The organism is Flammeovirgaceae bacterium SG7u.111 (genome assembly GCA_034044135.1).
In the GTDB taxonomy this organism is placed as follows: Bacteria; Bacteroidota; Bacteroidia; order Cytophagales; family Flammeovirgaceae.
This window is the reverse complement of record CP139021.1, coordinates 4,668,954-4,689,143: the sequence shown is the minus strand read 5'-3', so window position 1 is coordinate 4,689,143 and position 20,190 is coordinate 4,668,954. Positions and strand designations below refer to the sequence as shown.

The 20,190-nt window shown below is 41.2% G+C and carries 13 protein-coding genes and 1 tRNA gene; 11 read left to right on the top strand and 3 right to left on the bottom strand.

Translation table 11 applies throughout. From position 1 onward, the window contains the following. Positions 1–40 precede the first annotated feature (40 nt). Positions 41–211, top strand: a complete 171-nt coding sequence (locus R9C00_18400) for a hypothetical protein (protein WPO33676.1) — start codon at positions 41–43, stop codon at positions 209–211. Positions 212–238: 27 nt separating this feature from the next. Continuing rightward, on the top strand, positions 239–577 hold the full coding sequence (locus R9C00_18395; GenBank protein ID WPO33675.1) for a hypothetical protein: 339 nt from the start codon (positions 239–241) through the stop codon (positions 575–577). A gap of 116 nt (positions 578–693) precedes the next feature. Here the strand turns inward: R9C00_18395 and R9C00_18390 are convergent, their stop codons facing one another. Beyond that, a complete protein-coding gene (locus tag R9C00_18390; protein ID WPO33674.1) occupies positions 694–1,197 on the bottom strand; it encodes a DUF2750 domain-containing protein in 504 nt (167 codons plus the stop codon). Between the two features lie 306 nt (positions 1,198–1,503). On the opposite strand from R9C00_18390, the gene R9C00_18385 reads away from it, so the two are divergent. Further along, positions 1,504–3,300 carry an SUMF1/EgtB/PvdO family nonheme iron enzyme gene (locus R9C00_18385; protein ID WPO33673.1) on the top strand — a complete coding sequence of 599 codons (1,797 nt, stop codon included), beginning with the start codon at positions 1,504–1,506 and terminating at the stop codon, positions 3,298–3,300. 78 nt (positions 3,301–3,378) lie between these two features. Here the strand turns inward: R9C00_18385 and R9C00_18380 are convergent, their stop codons facing one another. Next, positions 3,379–3,846, bottom strand: coding sequence for an NfeD family protein (locus R9C00_18380; protein WPO33672.1), 468 nt, complete (start codon positions 3,844–3,846; stop codon positions 3,379–3,381). A gap of 141 nt (positions 3,847–3,987) precedes the next feature. Then, a complete protein-coding gene (ligA, locus tag R9C00_18375) occupies positions 3,988–6,036 on the bottom strand; it encodes an NAD-dependent DNA ligase LigA (GenBank protein WPO33671.1) in 2,049 nt (682 codons plus the stop codon). Between the two features lie 422 nt (positions 6,037–6,458). Between ligA and R9C00_18370 the strand changes: the two genes are divergently transcribed. From R9C00_18370 to R9C00_18335, 8 genes are all read left to right on the top strand, one after another. Continuing rightward, positions 6,459–6,752 carry a KTSC domain-containing protein gene (locus tag R9C00_18370; GenBank protein WPO33670.1) on the top strand — a complete coding sequence of 98 codons (294 nt, stop codon included), beginning with the start codon at positions 6,459–6,461 and terminating at the stop codon, positions 6,750–6,752. 149 nt (positions 6,753–6,901) lie between these two features. Next, entirely contained in the window at positions 6,902–8,239 is a 1,338-nt protein-coding gene (locus tag R9C00_18365; GenBank protein ID WPO33669.1) for a dihydroorotase, read from the top strand. A 47-nt stretch (positions 8,240–8,286) separates the two neighbouring features. After that, a tRNA-His gene (locus tag R9C00_18360) sits at positions 8,287–8,360 on the top strand. A gap of 200 nt (positions 8,361–8,560) precedes the next feature. Next, positions 8,561–10,948, top strand: a complete 2,388-nt coding sequence (locus tag R9C00_18355; GenBank protein WPO33668.1) for an ABC transporter permease — start codon at positions 8,561–8,563, stop codon at positions 10,946–10,948. Positions 10,949–11,300: 352 nt separating this feature from the next. Next, on the top strand, positions 11,301–14,420 hold the full coding sequence (locus tag R9C00_18350) for a TonB-dependent receptor (protein WPO33667.1): 3,120 nt from the start codon (positions 11,301–11,303) through the stop codon (positions 14,418–14,420). An 86-nt stretch (positions 14,421–14,506) separates the two neighbouring features. Then, positions 14,507–16,270, top strand: coding sequence for a RagB/SusD family nutrient uptake outer membrane protein (locus R9C00_18345; protein WPO33666.1), 1,764 nt, complete (start codon positions 14,507–14,509; stop codon positions 16,268–16,270). 30 nt (positions 16,271–16,300) lie between these two features. Continuing rightward, positions 16,301–17,857 (top strand): hypothetical protein, encoded by a 1,557-nt coding sequence (locus R9C00_18340; GenBank protein ID WPO33665.1) that lies wholly within the window; start codon positions 16,301–16,303, stop codon positions 17,855–17,857. 91 nt (positions 17,858–17,948) lie between these two features. Further along, entirely contained in the window at positions 17,949–20,171 is a 2,223-nt protein-coding gene (locus tag R9C00_18335; protein WPO33664.1) for a T9SS type A sorting domain-containing protein, read from the top strand. The last annotated feature ends 19 nt before the right edge of the window (positions 20,172–20,190 follow it).

The window sequence follows — 20,190 nt, the reverse complement described above, 5'->3', positions numbered from 1 at the left end:
TCATTCGTACATACCTGAAAGAAATTTAAACATAACCGAAGTGCGTAAGTTGCTTGCTGGTGGGAAAACTGAGCGGGCAATAGATGTGCTTATTTCCCTTTTGAAGGAAAATGAAACGTTGTATTTCGAGTATGAGGAAGCGATAAAAATAAGTGCGTTGTACAAAAAGAAAGTGAGAGATGCAGGCTTGGGCTTGGAAAATACCGATTAGGCATTTAATCAGATCAACCATTCGCTTTTGAGCCTTTTAAAGAAAATAGAAGAGGGAGATGAGGGCGAAGACAGTAAGTTGCAACAGAAGAAAATAAGTGAGCTAAACCAGCGGCTTTTGCTGGCGAAAGACTCCTTTGAACTCTCCAAGATCAGGCACGAGCTCCAGTTGCTAAAACGAAACAATCCTGATGAGTTCCAGATTTTTCAGCTAGAGGAAAAAGTGGAGAAATCATACGAATGGGAGTTGCGAAGGGCTCAGCCTAAAGTAGCGAAGATGAGGGAAAAACGGAGTCCCGCTATTTTTTTGCTTGTTTTTATGGTAATTGTAGCCATCGTATTAGGTATTTATTTCTTGTTTTTTTAGCTAAGGTCTTTCCTTTTAGCCCCCAGTAGCTAGAAACATACGATCAGTAACCAACAGCAGACTAAAAAAATAGCTGCAATGGTCGGTATAGGGTAGGCATACTTAGTTTGCAGCTTCTAATAGTCCATTCCCAAAATGTCTTTCACGGCATATTCTATATCTTCCAGCCCATTGAACATGGTGAAATCGAACTCGTAATCGGATGATTTGTAAAAGTCTATAAGATGGATGATGATGCCGAATGGACTTACTATTTCAAGGTTTTCGTCTTTTTCCCAATCTATGCAAGCCAAGCCGTGGTGCTTCCCCAAACCTACTAGCCAGTTTTCCAACAGTTCGCCCATTTCTATTTCGGTGAGCCTATAGCCTTCCCAGTCTCCAATGGCGCTTTGCTCCGCCTTTTCTTTCTCCGACCAAAAACAAAGTGTTTCTATTCCATTGCCAGTGTCAATAGAGGCAAATCCACGAGGGGAATCTAAGCCCCAAGCTGTGTGGGAGAACGTGATGTTTTTTATAAATTGAAGTGGTTTTTTGCCTAAATCTAAGTCGTTTTCTGAATACATATTAGCAAATAGTGTTTGACGTTTTGCCAAATCTACTACAAAGATTTTTATGTGCATATGACAAGGGCTTTGCATAGGGACAGGCTTTTGTCAGGAAATTGAAAAAAAAACCAACTTTAAAATTGAAATGTCGTCCTTAAAAAAAGAACAAATGCTTTTACTTTTGAGGTTGTAAATATATAAAGCATACAAACTCTTCTTTTTTACTTACTACCCAATAATGATTTCCTTTTTGAGCATTTGCTAAAGGGAAAATGAAAGATAAATTAACTTTAAGATACGAGGTGAAATAAAGCTTGACCGACAGTTGGGAAGCCTTATTTTTGTACTTGTGTCAAGTAACTCTCTAATTAACATGAAACTATGAAACGGTATTTACTTACGGTTGTAACATTGCTTTGTGCAAGCCTGCTAATTGCCCAGTCCAATGAGCGCCGCTTAGCCTTGGTGATGGGAAATGCTGATTATCCTGGAGGGAAAGCCCTCAAAAATCCTGTAAACGATGCAAATTTGATGGCTTCCACCTTGGAAGACCTTGATTTTGATGTGATCAAAAGGACGGATGCTTCTCTTTCGGAAATGGCTTATGCTATTTCTACCTTTCTTAATAAAATTCCTGATTACGATGTGGTTTTATTGTATTATGCAGGCCATGGAATTCAGGTTGGAGGGGAAAATTATCTCATTCCCGTAGATGCAAAATTACAAGACAAGAACATGGTGGACTTCGAGGCTATTTCCATGAGTAAGCTGGCAAGGAAGTTCGACCAAAACAATGACAAAATAAACATTGTGATATTGGATGCTTGCCGAAATGATCCTTTCCGTTCTTGGTCCAGAGGTGGGGACAGGGGCTTCAAGGTGATTGATCCTACCAGTGGGACTATCATCGCTTTTGCCACCAGTGCTGGAGCCGTAGCAGCAGATGGGCAAAGTTCAAATGGTCCTTATACTGCTGAGTTGGTAAAAAACATGAAAAAACCTGTTTCTATTGAGCAAATGTTTAAACTGACCCGAATAGGAGTGAGAAATGCGACGGGTGGTACGCAAGTTCCGCAGGAATGGAGCAAGCTTACAGGCGATTTTTATTTTACCAGAAAAGGCCAGCAACAGCCAGTGGTAAATACTAATAATTCACTGAACGATGTGGTGATCACACGAACGCAGCTGAAAGGAAAGGTGAAGTTGACAAGCAATATAGACGGGGACTTGTGGATAGGCAAACAAAATATGGGCAAGGTGAAAAAGCACGAGGTATTGCAGTTTGAGTTACAGCCCGGGAAATATGACATAAAATTAGGTAATTGGTCAGAAGTGATGATTATTGAGCCAAGCAAAACATTGGAGCTAGTGGCTAAGGGTGTCAAGCAAGTATTTGTGCCAACTCCTGCGCCAGCCGACCTAATTCCCAATATGGTTTTTGTAAAGGGTGGGAGTTTTCTGATGGGGAGCAATTTGGGCGGTAAAAATGAGCGCCCTGTCCATAATGTAAAAGTCTCTGATTTTTACATAGCCAAACACGAAGTTACCCATGCTGAATTTATCAATTTTTTGAATGCCGTGGGTTGTGGGGCAAATGGTATTTATAATGGAGAAGAGCTCTTGGATATTCAAGACGAGGGCTGTGCAATAGGATATAACAATGGTTTTTATTTTAAGGGAAGTGCTTTTGCAAATGACCCACGTTGCCCCGTGATTTCGGTTACGTGGATGGGAGCAACTGCTTATGCGAAGTGGATGGCGAGCACTTCAGGAAAGAAGTATAGACTTCCTACCGAAGCAGAATGGGAGTTTGCGGCAAGGTCGGGAGGAAAAGACCATACGTATTCGGGAGGTAATACTTTGAAAAACATGGGTTGGTATAAAGTAAATTCTGCAGGGAAAACGCAGCCAGTGGGGACAAAGCAACCTAATGCCTTGGGGGTTTACGATATGAGCGGAAATGTGTGGGAATGGTGTAACGACTGGTATGCTACAGATTTTTATGCAAGAAGTAAGGATAGTAGCAACCCGAAAGGTCCTTCTACGGGAGTGAAGCGGATTTGCCGTGGAGGAAACTGGACAAACAGTGCGGAGAGTTGTAGGACAACTGATAGGAGCTCTTATCCACCAAGCGCAGGTTTCAACGGGCTAGGGTTTCGCTTGGCAATGTCAAAATAATAAGCATGAAAAACCCCATGTGGTTGCATGGGGTTGATAACGTTTTTCACAAGAGGCTGATAAGTGCAGCCTCTTGTGTTATTTTACAGGTTCTACAATGATGTTTGGGCCATTTACCTGTATCACTTTTATTTTCGCACCTTTGTCTACATAATCGCCAATGGTTCTTACTTCTTTGGTAATAGTCCCGAAATCCGCTGACCCAAAGGGCCTCAAAGCAGAAATAGCTTTGCCTTCGTCCCCAATAATCACTGGCTCACTGTCTTCGTTTACCCGAGAGGAAATTACTTGATTGAGGGCGAACTTGTGCCATGTTCCTGATTTGAAACTAAAATAAAAACCGACCATGGAAATAGCAATGCTTCCTGCTAAAATCATAGTGCCGGTTGTCGTTCCAAAATAATCGTAGCCAAGGTAAACGCCATAACCTCCACTGACCAATCCTACAAAACCAATAACGGTAGTGCCGGGAATAAAAATCAATTCTAAAATAAGCAGCACCAGTCCAAAAAGAACCAAGGTGATGACTGTTACCCACTCTATCATTTTTTTCTGTTGTTAAGGTAAAAAAGAATGGTATTATCCAACTTCTCACGTCCCATCAATCATTTTGAACGGAAAACGATGTGCTGGCGTTCGGCTTTCATGTAAAAAACACAAAAATCATTTTTACATAGAAACAGCTTCTTATTCAGAAACCATTTTTTTGAACTCCTCTTCAGAAATGATTTGAACTCCAAGTTTTTCCGCTTTTTCAAGTTTGGCTGGTCCCATTTTGTCACCCGCTACCAAGAAATCAACTTTTGAGGAAACTCCTGATACAACTTTTCCTCCAAACTGCTTGATGGTATCTTTGAGTTCATCGCGGCTGAATTCGGCAAAAACTCCAGAAACCACAAAAGACTTTCCTGCCAAGGCGTCGGAGGTGACTTCTACCACAGCCCCAGCTTGCATTTCTAGCTGAACACCAGCCTGCTTAAGTTTTTCTACATGTGTTAAGTTTCTTTCTTCTCCAAAGTACTCAATCACACTTTCGGCTATCCTGTCTCCAATTTCATCTACGGCAATGAGCTCTTCAAAGCTAGCTGCGGCTAATTTGTCTATAGAACCAAAAGCCATGGCTAATTTTTCCGCCACGGTAGCTCCCACATAGCGGATGCCCAGCCCAAAAAGTACACGTGGAAATGCTATGGTTTTAGATTTTTCAACTCCTTCCAGCAGTTTTTCAGCTGATTTTTCCTTGAAGCGTTCCAAGGTACTTATCAATTGTTCTTTGTTTAGGCTGTAGAGGTCGGCGGGTTCTGCAATCAAGCCCGTGGAAAATAGTTGGTCGATTGTTTCAGGGCCAATTGAATCTACATCCATCGCTTTTCGTTGGATAAAATGTTCTACTCTGCCCCTGACCTGAGGTGGGCAAGAAAGGATATTTGGGCAGTAATGCGCCGCTTCTCCTTCTTTTTGTTCCAAAGGAGTTCCGCAAGCAGGGCACTCATGGATAAATAAGACTTTTTCTGCATTTAGAGGTCGCTTGGTTTTATTTACCCCTGTTATTTTCGGGATAATTTCGCCTCCTTTTTCTATGTAAACCATATCGCCTAAGTGCAAATCCAACCGGTCTACTTCGTTAGCATTGTGCAAACTGGCTCGTTTCACGGTCGTTCCGGCCAAGAAAACTGGTTGGAGGTTGGCAACAGGGGTAACCGCCCCCGTACGACCCACTTGGTAGGTAACTTCGTTGAGCGTGGTGGAAGCGCTTTCAGCTTTATATTTATAAGCGATGGCCCAGCGTGGGCTTTTTGCCGTAAAACCTAATTCCTCTTGTTGGTGGAAACTATCCACTTTTATTACAATTCCATCGGTTTCTACAGGGAAGTCCAAGCGTTTTTCTTCCCATTCGGCTATGAAAGCTTTTACCTCGTCGAGGGTTTTGCACCTGCGGTAAGAGTCAGAAACGTTGAAGCCCCATTTTTCTAGTTGTTTGAGTGCATCGCCATGGCCTTCGTAAGGCAAGCTGTCACCCATAAGGGAATAGCAAAAGCAAGCCAGTTTTCGCTTAGCAACTACACTCGAGTCCTGCATCTTGAGCGTGCCAGAGGCTGCATTTCTAGGGTTGGCAAGTAGTTTTAGTGGCTTTTTACCCGCAACTTCTCGTTCTTTATTTTCTTCGGCAATGCCTTCGTTTATTTTTTGGAAAGCCCCTTTGGTCATGAAAACTTCTCCTCGTACTTCGAAAAACTCAGGAATATTTTCGCCTTTTACTACTAATGGAATCGTTTGGATGGTGCGTGCATTGGGCGTGACATCATCGCCTTGCACTCCGTCTCCACGGGTCACCGCTTTAGTCAAAATCCCGTTTTCGTACCACAAACTGATGGCTACTCCGTCAAATTTCAATTCACAGATATATTCAAAGCTATCTCCAATGGATTTCACAATTCGGTTGTGAAAATCGTCCAGGTCTTCTGCGCTGTAAGTATTCCCAAGGGAAAGCATGCGGTACTTATGTCTCACTGTGGGAAAATTCTTGGTAATGGCACCGCCCACACGTAGGGTAGGAGAGTCCGCCAAGCGGTACTCAGGGTGCTTTTCCTCTAACTCAACAAGGCGTTGGATCAGCATGTCGAAGTCGTAATCGGAGATCTCCGATGTATCGTTTTGATAGTATTGAGTATTATAATGGTCAATTTTCTTGGACAAGGAAAGGATTTCCTCTTTGATCGCTTCTTTATCTGTCATTTTTGTTCTGTTGCATTATCCAAATTTGGGCTTAAAGATAGAAGGTTTGGTTGAGATTTTTAGCGGAAATGGTGGGTATTCGTATCGAAAAGAAGAGGCTGGAGATATTTGCTATTTTATACTTTTATTTTGCCTTTTCGTCGAAAAACAAACTATTGGAAGGGTGTTTTTTATACGGAATGTCTTAATCTATCGTACATTTAGTAAAATATTAACCTTCCAAATAATAAGTGTTTTTTTGTACGTTTACTAAGTATATTTACTACATAAATCCAATCTTGATCCTTAACAATCTACTTCCATTACTTTTAATAAGTGTTAATGTGTAAGTTTTTGACTATTTGGCTAAAAAACCAAAAATACATTGGCATGTTTTTGACAATGATTCTACTAGCTTACAGAAAAAGAAAATGATTGAATAGATGAGGCAGATTTTAAAAGAAAAGTTTATTCCGAATTCGAGTCTGGTTGAGTATATGATTTATGACCACGAGACATTCAAGCTCGATGTGAAATATAAAAGCGGAAAGAAAAAGGGACAGACCAGAAGGTATCATAATATTACTTTCGATGATTTTAACTCCATTATATCTTCAGATTCGGCGGGTCATGCACTTATTAGTTTGGTGAGTACAAAAAGAGAAGAAGGGTTACTGAATGTGACCGATAAGACCCCATCTGTATTACAGCGTCTGTTCACGTTTTTATTTGTATAGAAAAAGATAAAAGATACTTAAGTTTTTATAAAATTCTGAGAAAGCCTCGGTGGAAACACCGAGGCTTTTTTTGTACCTTTCCGCCCTTAATATATCCAGTGTAAAAGAATTGTGTTGGAGGAGTTGAACATTCAAAAAAAGTAAAAAATATGAAATCCATACTGATTAGAAATGCCCGTGTGGTAAATGAAGGTGCCATCGAAGAAAAGGACGTGTTGGTAAAAGATGGTTTTATAGAGAAAATTGATAAAGTGCTAGAAGGGGTTAATGCAGAAATAGAAATAGATGCTGCCGGCAAGTTTTTGATGCCGGGGGTAATAGACGACCAAGTGCATTTTAGAGAGCCGGGTCTTACCCACAAAGCTGAAATATATACCGAAGCAAAGGCTGCCGTGGCGGGTGGGACTACTACTTTTATGGAAATGCCCAATACGGTTCCTCAAGCGCTAACTCAGGAATTGTTGGAAGAAAAATACAGTAGGGCGGCTGATGTTTCTTTGGCGAACTACTCCTTTTTTATGGGGGTTTCGAACGATAATTTGGAAGAGGCGCTCAAAACAGACCCTAAAAGGGTATGTGGGCTGAAGGTGTTCATGGGTTCTTCTACGGGAAATATGTTGGTGGATGATAAAGAGGTGCTGGAAAACCTTTTCAAGCGTAGTACTATGCTTATTGCCACACACTGCGAGGATGAGGCGACTATCAGGGAAAACTCTGCTATCTATAAAGAAAAATATGGGGATGACATGCCGATCAGTTATCATCCGGATATTCGTAGCGTAGAGGCTTGCTACAAATCTTCTTCTATGGCGGTAGAACTGGCTAAGAAGCACGGAACTCGACTACATATTTTGCACATAAGTACAGCGAAGGAATTGGAGCTATTCAGCAATGAACTTCCGCTCGAAGAAAAGAAAATTACCGCAGAGGTTTGTGTGCATCATCTTTGGTTCGATAAGACGGATTATGAGCGATTGGGGACACTTATAAAATGTAACCCTGCTATTAAAGAAGCATCTAATAAGGAAAAATTATTGGAAGCTTTGTTGGACGATAGGTTGGATATTATTGCCACAGACCACGCTCCTCATACCAAAGAAGAGAAAGACAATAACTATTGGAATGCGCCTTCGGGCTTGCCTTTGGTGCAGCACAGCCTCAACCTGATGGTCGAGTTTTATAAGCAAGGTAAAATTAGTATGGAAAAAGTGGTGGAAAAAATGTGCCATGCACCTGCAAAGTGTTTCCAAATAGAAGATAGGGGATATATAAGGGAAGGCTACTGGGCCGATTTGGTATTAATTGACCCCGAAAAGCCTTATACAGTAAAACCTGAAAACATTTACCAAAAATGCGCTTGGTCTCCCTTTGAAGGTTATGAATTCTCTTCTAGCGTAACACATACGATAGTTTCTGGGCACTTGGTCTATGAAAAAGGTGAGTTCGATGAGCATGTGAAAGGAAAAAGATTAAGATTTTTGAGATAAATATTTGGCAAAATAGAATCTTTATTTAGATTTGCACTCCCAAAACGGCGGATATAGCTCAGCTGGTTAGAGTAGCGGTTTGTGGTACCGTTGGTCGTGGGTTCGAGTCCCATTATCCGCCCTTTTACTCTCCTTTATTTATTATTAATATTGGTTACCGATTTGAAGGTCTTTAGTCTCTAAAGACCTTTTTTTATGCCTTTTGGTTTCAACTCGATTTCCTGCCCCTTTTACACACTCATTTCCCCGTTGGTAAAAAAGGGTGTGAATTATTACGACAAGAATCGTAGGTTTGGCTCTATACTAGAAAAACCTACGAATATGTTTAAAAACCTCCTAAAAACTGCTATCCGCTCGCTGTTGAAAAACAAGGCTTACAGCGCGATCAACCTGATTGGGCTTACTATCGGAATTGCCTCGAGTACCTTGCTTTTCTTTTATGTGCTCGATGAAGTGAGTTTCGACCGATTCCATGGAAACCATGAGAAAATCTATCGTGTAGTCTCCCATATTTCCGAACCCGATAAGTCTTTTAGCTGGGGATCTACCCAAGCGCCTACCGGACCGCAATTGATGGAAGACTACCCATTGGTGGAAAATTATGTGCGGTTTTTTGGAATGGGGAGGGTTTTATTCCAAAATGGCGATACTCGTCTCTATCAAGAGGATGTGATAGCTGTTGATTCTACCATTTTTGAGGTTTTTGATTTTAAGCTAATTGAAGGCGATCCCGCTACAGCGCTAGGCGAGCCCAATTCGATTGTGCTTACAGAGGAAGTGGCTGCGAAATATTTTGGGAGTGAAAGCCCGGTTGGGAAAATTCTTTCTATGCAAGATAATACTTCGCTGAAGGTAACTGGGGTAGTGGAAGATGTCCCTCGCAACTCCCACATCGATTTTGCCGCGTTAATGTCGCTCAACGATGACCAAAAAACATCAGATAACTGGGGAAGCTTTTATTTGAGCACTTACTTGGTCATTCCCACACCCGAGAAAGCCGCCGAACTCAAATCACTCTTGCCCGAGATGTACGAGAAATACATGGCAGAGATTTTTAAGCGGATGAATATCGATATCCAATACGATTTGCAGCCTTTGGCTAGCATCCATTTGTATTCGAACATGGAAGGGGAAAATGGGGGCAATATCTTGTATGTATATATAATGGCGATAGTGGCGGTATTTATGCTGGTGATAGCGGGCATCAATTATATGAATTTGGCTACGGCTCGTTCTGCCAGTAGGGCGAAAGAAGTTGGGGTAAGGAAGGTGATGGGGTCTAGGAGAGGCCAGCTCATCGCCCAGTTCCTCACCGAGTCTATTGTATTGTCTTTTGTGGCATTGTTGCTGAGCCTGCTAGTGGTAGTGTCGTTGCTGCCGTTTTTTAACGATGTAGCAGGAAAACAAATTGGGATGGAAGTGCTCGGTAGTCCAATGGTGCTAATAGTCCTTTTGCTCATTACGCTTATTACCGGATTGCTCGGTGGAAGCTACCCAGCCTTGGTGCTTTCGAAATTTCAACCCATTATGGTACTGAAAGGAAAAGTGGTTTCAGGAAAAAATAATGCACTATTCAGAAAGGTGTTGGTTGTGCTGCAATTTTCTATTTCTATGTTCATGCTAATTTGTACCTGGATTGTGTTCGATCAGCTCAGTTTTATGCAAGATAAAGACCTGGGTTATGACAAAGAGCAGGTAATGACAGTTTCCCTGCCAAGGGAGCAGGAAGAGCGGGCGAAATTTTCGGTGCTTAGAAATAAACTTATCCAAAATGAGGAAATTATAAATGCTGCTACAGCTTGGGGGCGGACGAGTTCGATAGGGGGTAGGCAGATTTTTACGGTGGAAACGGCTACGGGAATGGAAGAAAAAGCCTTCCGACCTTTTAGGATAGATCATAATTTCCTGAACACCATGGGGATGGAGCTGGTGGAAGGAAGAGGTTTTTCCCTAGATTATCCTGCGGATACGCTTAACAGTGTGTTGATAAATGAGGAGACGGCTCGCCGGATGAGTTGGGAAGAGCCACTGGGCAAGAAAGTGCAGTTAGGAGGAAGGGGAGAAGAGGACGAAGAACCTCAGTATGCCGAAGTAGTAGGGGTGATCAAAGATTTTCACCAGCAATCGCTGCATAGCAAAATTGAGCCAATGATTTTGATGTATGGCACTAACGATAGGGTAGTGCATATAAAGATGAACACAGGGGATATTAGGGAAACGGTAGACCTGATAAAAAGTGCTTGGGGCGAAGTATTCCCAACCCGTCCCTTTGAATATGATTTCCTCGACCAAAACTTTGCCGATGCTTATGAGGAAGATGCACGAAGAGGGACGATCTTTACTACTTTTTCAGGGCTAACGATCCTTATCGCCTGCTTGGGCTTGCTAGGCTTGGCATCATTCTCAGCTGAGCAGCGCACCAAAGAGATTGGGATAAGGAAAGTGATAGGTGCGAGTGTGCCGAGCATCGTTGTGCTCATATCCAAAGATTTTATTTACCTCATTGGGGTCGCAATTTTGATTTCTTTCCCTGTTTCATGGTACTTTATGAGCGACTGGCTTCAGGCATTTGCCTACCAAACCGAAATCAAATGGACAACTTTTGTTGCCTCAGCATTTCTTACCATTCTTATCACGTTTCTCACCGTAAGTTACCACACAATTAAAGCGGCTACGGCGAACCCTGTGAAGTCTCTGAAAGATGAATAAATGATAAAAAAAGCATAGATATACTAAAGTATGTTATTGTAATAGATTTTGAAGCCTTGCCACGTATGTGGCAAGGCTTTTTTTGTGTAAAGCCATTTGGTCATACTTGTTAGATGGTTTCTCGATTTGTCAAGACTTGATTTTTGAAAAACCTTATTTAAGTTCAATTAAGGGCTATTGTTGACTTATTGTTAAGGTTCAGTTCAGTTTAAGTTCAGTAAAGTTACTTGACTTGGGTGGGTTATAGCCGCATAATTGTATCACGCTAAAAGTTTAGTGGCTTTCTTATTTCGGTAACGATACCGATATCGGGATAAGCAAATGATTTTTCTTAAACATTAAATATGATTAAATGAAAAAAGCAACTACAAAATGGAAAAGGTGGGTTCTATCTTTTCAGCTCATCTTGTTTGGGTTTCTTGCCGCTGCGCAAACCCCTATCTCAGGAACAGTCACCGATAATGCTGGTGATCCCCTCCCAGGAGTTAGTGTAATCATAAAAGGAACAGATAAAGGTACAGTTACGGACATTGACGGTAAGTTCAGTGTAAACGTAGAAGATGGAAACAACCTTCTGGTTTTTAGTTTTATAGGTTTTATAGCCCAAGAAGTAGCAATAGAAGGGCAAACTGTTTTTACAATTACACTCGAAGAAGATATCCAGCAACTAGAAGAGGTAGTGGTTATTGGTTATGGTACTCAAAAGAAAAAGGAAGTAACAGGTGCGGTATCCTCTATTAAGGCTGAAGAAATGACCCGTGTAGTTGCCTCTGACTTTACCAAATCACTTCAAGGTCAGATGGCTGGCGTAAGTGTGACAGAAAGCAGTGGTCGCCCAGGTGATCAGGCAAACATCCAAATTAGAGGTTTGGGATCAATCTCTGGTTCTTCATCTCCGCTTTATGTAGTGGATGGCATTCCTTACCAAGGAAACCCTAACATTGCTTCGGAAGACATTGCAACTGTAGATATCTTGAAAGATGGAGCAGCGGCTGCTGTTTATGGTACTAGAGCATCGAACGGTGTGATTTTAATCACAACCAAAAGAGGTGAAGTAGGAAAAACTAAAGTAAGCTTTTCTTCTTACTATGGTATACAGAACATCACTTCGGGTACTCCTCTAATGAATACCGAAGAGCATTTGTATGTAGATGAAATGGTAAACAGAGCCGAAGGAGGTAATTCTTCAATTTTGTTCTACAATCCGGATGCATTGGATTATAATACCGACTTCGTAGGTTCTATTGTAAACGACAATGCTGCAATCCAAAGCCATAACTTGACACTATCTGGAGGTCAGGATAACCTTAAGTTTAGTGTAAATACCAACTACTTTAATCAGGACGGTATTCTAATCCAATCTGGGTATGAAAGGTTTTCTACAAGAGGTAATGCCACATTCAAAAAAGGAAAATTTGAGGCTTTTGCCAGTGTAGGGATTCAGGCTACTCAAAAAGATCAGGAACCATGGGGCTTGTACGAGTTTGCAATTTTCCAAGGTCCATATCGTAAGCCGCTAGGAGATTTAGAACAAAATGGTAGTGAGGTGATCATTCCTGGCAATAACCCAGATCATGTAGGTTATTTCTCTCAATTGCTTGACCAGACGGATGTACGTGATGAAAATAGCTACAATATTGCTGGTAACTTGAAATACGAAATCATTGATGGATTAACTTATCAAGTGAATTTTGGTCTGAACAAGTACAACTATCAAAGAAACTTTTGGAGACCACAGTATTTGGTTTATGCAGAAGATGGGACGCTTAATGAGCTAGGTAGCCGCAAAGATGCAATTTTGCAGGAAGATTTTAGGTATCAAACTAAAAGAACACTTGAAAATGTTTTGAGGTACGAGAAGAAATTTGGCTCACACAATGTCTCTTTACTAGCAGGTTATACATACGAGAATACTGAATTTAAAGAAGTAACTACTGAAAAGAGAAACTTTATCAGCAACGATGTTCAAGTATTCAACGGAGGTAGTGAATTGACTAGGCTCAATGGTTATAATACGACAAATGTTTTGATTGGTAAGTTGGCAAGAGTTCAATATAGTTTCAAAGACAAGTACCTATTTTCAGCAAGTATCAGACATGATGGCTCCTCTAAATTTGGAGAATCTAATCGATATGGAACCTTCCCAGGTGTTTCTGTTGGTTGGAATATCAGTGAAGAAGCATTTTTACAAGGTGTAGATGCAATTGAAAGCTTGAAGCTGAGGGGTAGTTATGCAGAAGTTGGTAACGAAGGTATTCCTAATTATTTGTACGAGGGCTTCATAGATGCAAATATCGATTATGTGTGGGGACCTGAAGGTTCTGACGAGTTGGTATCAGGCGCTATTCAGCGTGGTTATGCAAACCCTCTTATTGGTTGGGAATCAAATATTTCAAGAAACATTGGTGTCGATCTCTCTATGTTCAGTGGGAAATTGAGTTTTACTGCCGATGTATATAAAAACGACAAGAAAGACATGCTCTTGGATGTATTGCTACCAGCCTCTACCGGAACAAATGTTCCAAATGACTGGAATAGTGATTATAAGTCTAAGGTTTCGAACATTGGTAATATGGTTAACCAAGGTATTGAACTTTCGGCAAACTATAGACATACGTCAAGTTCTGGGTTGAATTGGAACGTAACCGGTGTGTTTACTGCTAATCAAAATGAAATTACTGATTTAGCTGGTTTGGAGAGTATTCCATTAACTGATAGTAAGCCGGGTAACTGGAGAGCTAATCAACAAGATATCACTACGTACATGAGACCAGGCTACGAGGCGGGTGCATTCTTCCTTATTCCTACCGATGGAATTATTAAAACGGAGGATGAGCTTGCTGCTGTAAAAGAATACATGCCAAACGCTCGCTTAGGTGATTTGAAATACATTGACCAACTTACTGTAGATACTGACGGTGACGGCATTCCAGATGCTACTGATGGTCAGATCAATGACGAAGATAGGGTGTATCAAGGTTCGGGAATGCCGAAATTTGAAGCAGGTTTAAAATTAGGAGCAGATTACAAAGGATTTGATTTCAATGTACACTTCTTCTACTCTCATGGAAATAAAGTATTTAATGGATCTAAATTGTTTGCATATAGTATGAAGAGGCATAAAGACTTGTACTACATGTGGACCGAGGCCAATTCAGATTCTGATGTTATGGCTGCAAGGCAAAACTCTGAACACGATAACTTCCGTTCAAGGTCAGATTTCTTTTTAGAAGAAGGTAGCTTCTTAAGAGTTCGTACGATTTCGTTAGGCTATAGCTTTCCTAAAGCCATGTTCAACAACAAGATTGACAGGTTGAGGGTTTATGCCAATGCTCAAAATTTATTCACTTTCACTGACTACGAAGGGTACGATCCTGAAGTAGGTGGAAATGGTGTTTCTACAAGGGGTATTGACAAAGGTAGCTACCCTGTAACAAGGAAGATAATGATGGGTATCCAGGTTGACTTCTAGTCTACAGCCTTACTTCTAAACTAAATTTTTAATCCAACAGTAGGTTTTTAACTTTTTGTAGAACCCTGCTTAAAGAATAAATAAATATGAAAAAATTTAAATTTTATTTGATATCACTTTTGAGCTTTCTCCTTGTGATGAGTTCATGTGAAGATGATTTGGAACAGGTAAATCCCAATGCGGTAACAACAGGTTCGTTTTGGAAATCTGCCTCAGATTTCGATAAAGGGCTAAATGCTGTATACAGTGCTTTGCAATTTCCTTCAGTTAGTGGGGGGGAGCTAAATAAGCAAATGCTTAGAAGTGATTTTGGAGGTACTGAAAGCTGGTATGGTGTGCACTTGCAGTATACTAACTTGGCTTGGAATGATGCATCTGACTTTGTTACTAATCGTTGGTCTGAACTTTATATTGGTGTGTTTAGAGCAAACCAAGTAATTGACAACTTGCAAAAAGACGGAATCTCGGGAATGACAGAGGAAGACAAGGTGTTGATTGAAGCTCAAGCAAGATTTATCAGGGGTTTAAATTATTTCTGGTTAGCTCATACTTACAATGGTGCTGTAATTCATACAACTGTTGCTGAGCTTGACGATGACTTGAAAAAAGAATTCTCTCCAAGAGCCGAAGTTATTTCTCAAATGGTTATCCCTGATTTTGAGTTTGCGTATAACAACCTTCCTGAAAAATGGGGGGATGCTGAACTAGGTCGTGTGACTTGGGGTGCTGCCGCTTCTATGTTGGGTAAAACGTACCTATATGAAAAAGACTGGGCGAAAGCTGCTACTTATTTCAAAGAAGTGATCGATAAAGGTCTTTACCGCCTTACAGATGATTACATGGAGAACTTTACTTCTGAAGGGGAATTTAACTCTGAGTCAATTTTTGAAGTAGTTTTCTCTGATAACTACAAGCCTGGTGCAGGTGGTAATAATCATGACGATATCAATGGTGTTACAGGTTCAGAAGCTACTTCTATAGCAAGTGGTTTTGCAAGTATCACAGGTGGTGGGGGGTACAACTCCTGTATGCCAACTTACTGGTTGCAAGAGCTTTTTGTAGCAGGAGACTCTATTGATATAGCAAACCCAGATAACTTTGGTAAGCGCTACTCTAGAAGAACATATGCATCTATTGTGGTTGAATTTGGTGACGGGGAGTATTACAATGCACCATTGACTAGTACCGCTGATGAAAACTCTAAAGCTAACTTTAGCTACGGGCAAGGTTCAAAAGTGAAAAAATGGACAAACTGGTATTGGGCTGATTCTGAGGACGTAGCTACTGGAGGAAGGTCTGGAGTCAACTTTAGACATATTCGTTTGGCAGATGTGTATTTGATGTATGCAGAAGCTGTACTTGAAAGAGACGGTGACGGTGGTGTAGCCGAAGCGATATCTTACATAGATATGGTAAGGGAAAGAGCTGGCGTGCTTACTTTGGAGCAATACAGGGCTGATAATGGAGGCCAAATCCCTCAGCTTCACGTATCTCGCTTCGCCAACGGCTTGGACAGCCACCCACTTACGGCAGTGAACAAAGAATCAATCATGACTCACCTAAGAATGGTTGAGCGTCCGTTGGAGCTTTCTTTCGAGGGGCACAGATGGTACGACTTGGTGAGATGGGGAATAGTGAAAGAAGTGTTTGATGCAAGAAGGGCAGAAGAGGTAAAGATTGAAGGCAGATTAGGCAACCCTATTCCTGCTACTCAGCCTAAGATTTTCCCATTGTACCTCAACCAGAGGGTAAGGTTAGATTTTGTGAAGCCAGCAGCAAATTACTCTAGTACTGCTCACGATTACTTCCCTGTTCCTTCTATCGAGGTTCAAGCTAATGGCAATCTTTAATCAACTAAACATCATTTAAACTTGATAAAAATGAAAAGATATATAAAATATTTTTTAGCAGTTACAGCGTCCTTGCTCCTTATGTGGGGCTGTAGCGATGAGTATATTGCGCCAACTGGTGAGCCAAACGATGCCTATGTAACAACTTCTTTTGGAACAGTAGAAAGTAGGTTGCAAATATATGGTGAAATGGACTTTGCCGACCTTTCGAGAGGTGTACAGTCAAGGACTTGGACATTTCCAGAAGGAGTAGTAGAGCTGGATGATGAGACTAGCAATACAGTTTCTTTCCAGCAAATAGTAAAAGCTAAGTTCATGAAGGCTGGTGTGTATGAAGTGAAAATGGAGCAAATCTATGCAGGGAATGTGTTCTTCAATGGGGTGGATCAAGGTGTAAATAAGTATGACACTACTTTCATGGTAACCGTGCTTGACAGCGTCAAGGCTAACTTTGAAGCAGTACGAGTGAAAGAAGGTACAGCATTAACTAATGCCAACGGAGCGCTCAATGAAGTAATTGCTTCTAGGGAAGTGTTGCTTACAAGTACTTCTGTAGGAGAGCCAACTACCTTTGCTTGGGTCTTCACTAGCGAGAGTGGGAAAGTAGTAACTTTTGAAGGAAACCCTGCTACTGCGAGGTTTAGTAGCATGGAAAAGTATAACATGATGCTCATCGCTTCAAGCCCTCTTGGTGCAGATACTATTTCTTATACCGATTACATGAACGTAATTCCATCAACTGACCCTGTCGAATTAGTTGGGATTAAAGCTGATGCAAAAGTACTCAGTATGGAGTTTAGTAGAGATATGTTCTCTCCGGCCATCAACCCTGCTTCATCAATAACTCTATCTGTTACTAACGACGGCAAAACTTATCCAGTAAACGTAACAGGTTTTTCATTGCAATCTGGAGCTAATAATATCATTGATATGGCTTTGGATGCTGCCATTTACAACTCAGACATCATTACCGTAAGCTATGATGCTTCCGTAGGCAATTTGAGAACAGTTGATGGAGTAAGTGCTACCTCTTTTACTGACCAACCTGCTGTATTCACATTAGTAAATATGCTACCCGAAACAAGTTATGATTACGGGTTTGAAAAATCTACCGATGCCAACTGGGCTTACCTATGGTGGGGTGGCGTATGGGAAATGTATTCTTCTTCAGTAACCAATGCTATGGCTTATGAAGGAGATAAGAGTATCAAAATCGACTTTGATGCTAATGGTGGCATGATCATGGGCCACAAAGATGACTTAGGAAATAATGTTACTGTACCTCTTGAAGGTGGTAAGACTTATGAAGTTGGCTGCTGGGTGTATGTTGAGAATTTGGGAGATAAAACCTCAACTCCTAATATCCGTTTCTACTGGGCTCCTGAGACTGATTGGGGCATTGGGGACAACGTTGCTTTTGACGCAGACTTCCCTGAAGGAAAGTGGGTTTATAGGTCAGGAAGAATGAAGCCAGCAACTGACAATAATTATAGCTTTAATATTAGAGGACATAATGAGTTTAATTCTCAAGAATTGAATTTCTACATGGATAATATCACTGTTGCAGAATTAGATTTAAGGCCATAATTATAATTTGTTTTAGGTATGTATAATTAAAAATGTGAGCGACTTCTTTGGGGTCGCTCACCTTGTTTTATAGCTAACAAATATTCTATTGATGAAAAACTATCTATACATTTCAAGCCTTTCCTTCCTTCTTTTCCTCTCCTTTTCAGCGTGGGCAAGTTCAGAAGATTCCGTAAAGGTAGATATCAACTTCGACCTGAGGCACGAGGTAGGCAATATCTCCACATTTGACCGAAACAAATTCATTACTATTCATTCTAATATTACTGAACAAGAATGGGATGGAGATAATTTTACTCCAGATTTAAGAGATAACTTTCTCAATGGTTACGATGCGTATTTGGGGCGGGATACAGGCGGTATTTCTTGGTGGCTCAATGCCATGGTAAAGGAAGACCCTAACCGACCAGGCTATGCCGATTCGGTAGATATAGCCACTTTTGGGCAAAATGTGAGGAATACCTATGCAAGTAAAACCCAATACCATTCCTATGAAAGTCGGAATGGTCAGATAATCTGCGCCCAACTGCACCCTTTTTGGCCCGATGGGCAAACAACCAAAAATGGATGGGCATTTTCCCAAGCCGATACCCAAGATGAACCCTTCGGAACGGCAACAGGCGAATACATGGGCAGGTTCATCAAAGAGTTTTTTGGCACTGGAGGAACTACAGGGCAGGGTAGGCCAAATTATGTTGAGATCATCAACGAGCCGCTCTGGCACTTGGTAGATTATGGCACCGATTCGCCCGAAAAGATTTTTAAATTCCACAATGCCGTTGCCAAAGAAATAAGGAAATACAACAAAGATTTGGTGATTGGTGGCTATTGTACTGCATTCCCAAATCACGATGAGGATAACTTCAAAGAATGGGAAAACCGCTGGAAACTGTTCATGGATATTGCTGGGGAGAATATGGATTTTTGGACCATCCATTTGTACGATTTCCCTGCCTTTGGAGGTACGCAGCAGTACAGAAAGGGCAGCAATATGGAAGCTACTTTCGATATGATGGAGCAATACAGCTTCATGAAGTTTGACGAAGTGAAGCCGTTTATGGTATCAGAATATGGGGCTCAAATGCATGATTATCGCAAGCAATGGACTCCTTTCCGTGATTGGCTTTTTGTGAAGTCCGTCAATTCTATGATGATGCAGTTTATGGAACGCCCAAATATCATCAATAAAACTATTCCCTTCATTCCATTAAAAGCAGAGTGGGGAAGGGATGCTGATGGCACTGCTTACAACAACCGTTTGCTCCGCAAGGCAAATGAACTGCCCGGGCAAACAGGCGAGCATTATGTGTACACCGAGTATATAAAAATATTTGAATTGTGGTCCGATGTGAAAGGAACTCGTGTAGATTCGTATGCGACCAATCTTGATATAATGACGGATGCATACGTAGATGGGAAAAAGGCGTATGTGATATTAAATAATTTGAAATTTGAACCTGTCAATATTAGTTTAAACCACTTCGGCTTTTCGGGAAACTCTCTTGAAAAAGTGGAGATGAAACATGTGTACCTAGAAGGGCAAGTCCCGGTATTGAAAAAAGAAGAATTTGCTTCAGCACCCCAAGGAGTAACCTTGGAAAGTGAAGGTACAATCGTATTGGCTTATACGTTCAACCAAGAAGTTAAGATTGACCAGTTGTCCAAAGAAGTAAAGCACTATGCAGATGCTTATTATAAACCTATTTCCGCTGGAGTGTCTGAGGTTTTTAATATCAATGGTGTTGAAGTTGCTGAGCATGAAGAGGCCGTACTTCGATTAGGTATTGGTAGAGATCATGGTAGTAGCCTACGCCCAACAGTTATGTTCAACGGGACAATTCTGGAAATCCCTGAAAACTACAGGGGGGATGTTCAGAAAGACAGGCCACGATTTTTTGGGGTGTTGGAAATTCCCGTACCAGCTGACCTTCTTCAAAAAAATAACAGTATTTCTGTTTCTTTTTGGGATAATGGCGGGCATATCAGTAGCGTAGCTTTGCGGCATTATGCATTCAGCCGAGAGGTAGAGCGTTCTGCCAATTCTCCTGTTACGGGCTTGGGGGATGATATGGGCTTTGAAAAATCAATGTTGCTTTACCCTAATCCTGTTTCGGGAACTCTCCACATAGAGGTTGATTCGAAAGCAATTGGCTCTAAGTATTATATTGTAAACTCGGTGGGCGGTGATGTAAAAATGGGTACGATTTCACAACAGTTCGTACCCATCAATATCAAAAGCCTTCCAGCAGGAGTGTATGTGTTGAAGTTGGGAAATAATTCGACCAGTTTGGGGAAGAAGTTTGTGGTTCAGTAGCCGCTAAAGCCTAGAAGGC

Excerpts from the sequence above, each read along its gene's own strand:
- R9C00_18390 (WPO33674.1), bottom strand. The coding sequence starts at position 1,197 with ATGCACATAAAAATCTTTGTAGTAGATTTGGCAAAACGTCAAACACTA.
- R9C00_18385 (WPO33673.1), top strand. The coding sequence starts at position 1,504 with ATGAAACGGTATTTACTTACGGTTGTAACATTGCTTTGTGCAAGCCTG.
- R9C00_18380 (WPO33672.1), bottom strand. The coding sequence starts at position 3,846 with ATGATAGAGTGGGTAACAGTCATCACCTTGGTTCTTTTTGGACTGGTG.
- ligA (WPO33671.1), bottom strand. The coding sequence starts at position 6,036 with ATGACAGATAAAGAAGCGATCAAAGAGGAAATCCTTTCCTTGTCCAAG.
- R9C00_18370 (WPO33670.1), top strand. The coding sequence starts at position 6,459 with ATGAGGCAGATTTTAAAAGAAAAGTTTATTCCGAATTCGAGTCTGGTT.
- R9C00_18365 (WPO33669.1), top strand. The coding sequence starts at position 6,902 with ATGAAATCCATACTGATTAGAAATGCCCGTGTGGTAAATGAAGGTGCC.
- R9C00_18355 (WPO33668.1), top strand. The coding sequence starts at position 8,561 with ATGTTTAAAAACCTCCTAAAAACTGCTATCCGCTCGCTGTTGAAAAAC.
- R9C00_18350 (WPO33667.1), top strand. The coding sequence starts at position 11,301 with ATGAAAAAAGCAACTACAAAATGGAAAAGGTGGGTTCTATCTTTTCAG.
- R9C00_18345 (WPO33666.1), top strand. The coding sequence starts at position 14,507 with ATGAAAAAATTTAAATTTTATTTGATATCACTTTTGAGCTTTCTCCTT.
- R9C00_18340 (WPO33665.1), top strand. The coding sequence starts at position 16,301 with ATGAAAAGATATATAAAATATTTTTTAGCAGTTACAGCGTCCTTGCTC.
- R9C00_18335 (WPO33664.1), top strand. The coding sequence starts at position 17,949 with ATGAAAAACTATCTATACATTTCAAGCCTTTCCTTCCTTCTTTTCCTC.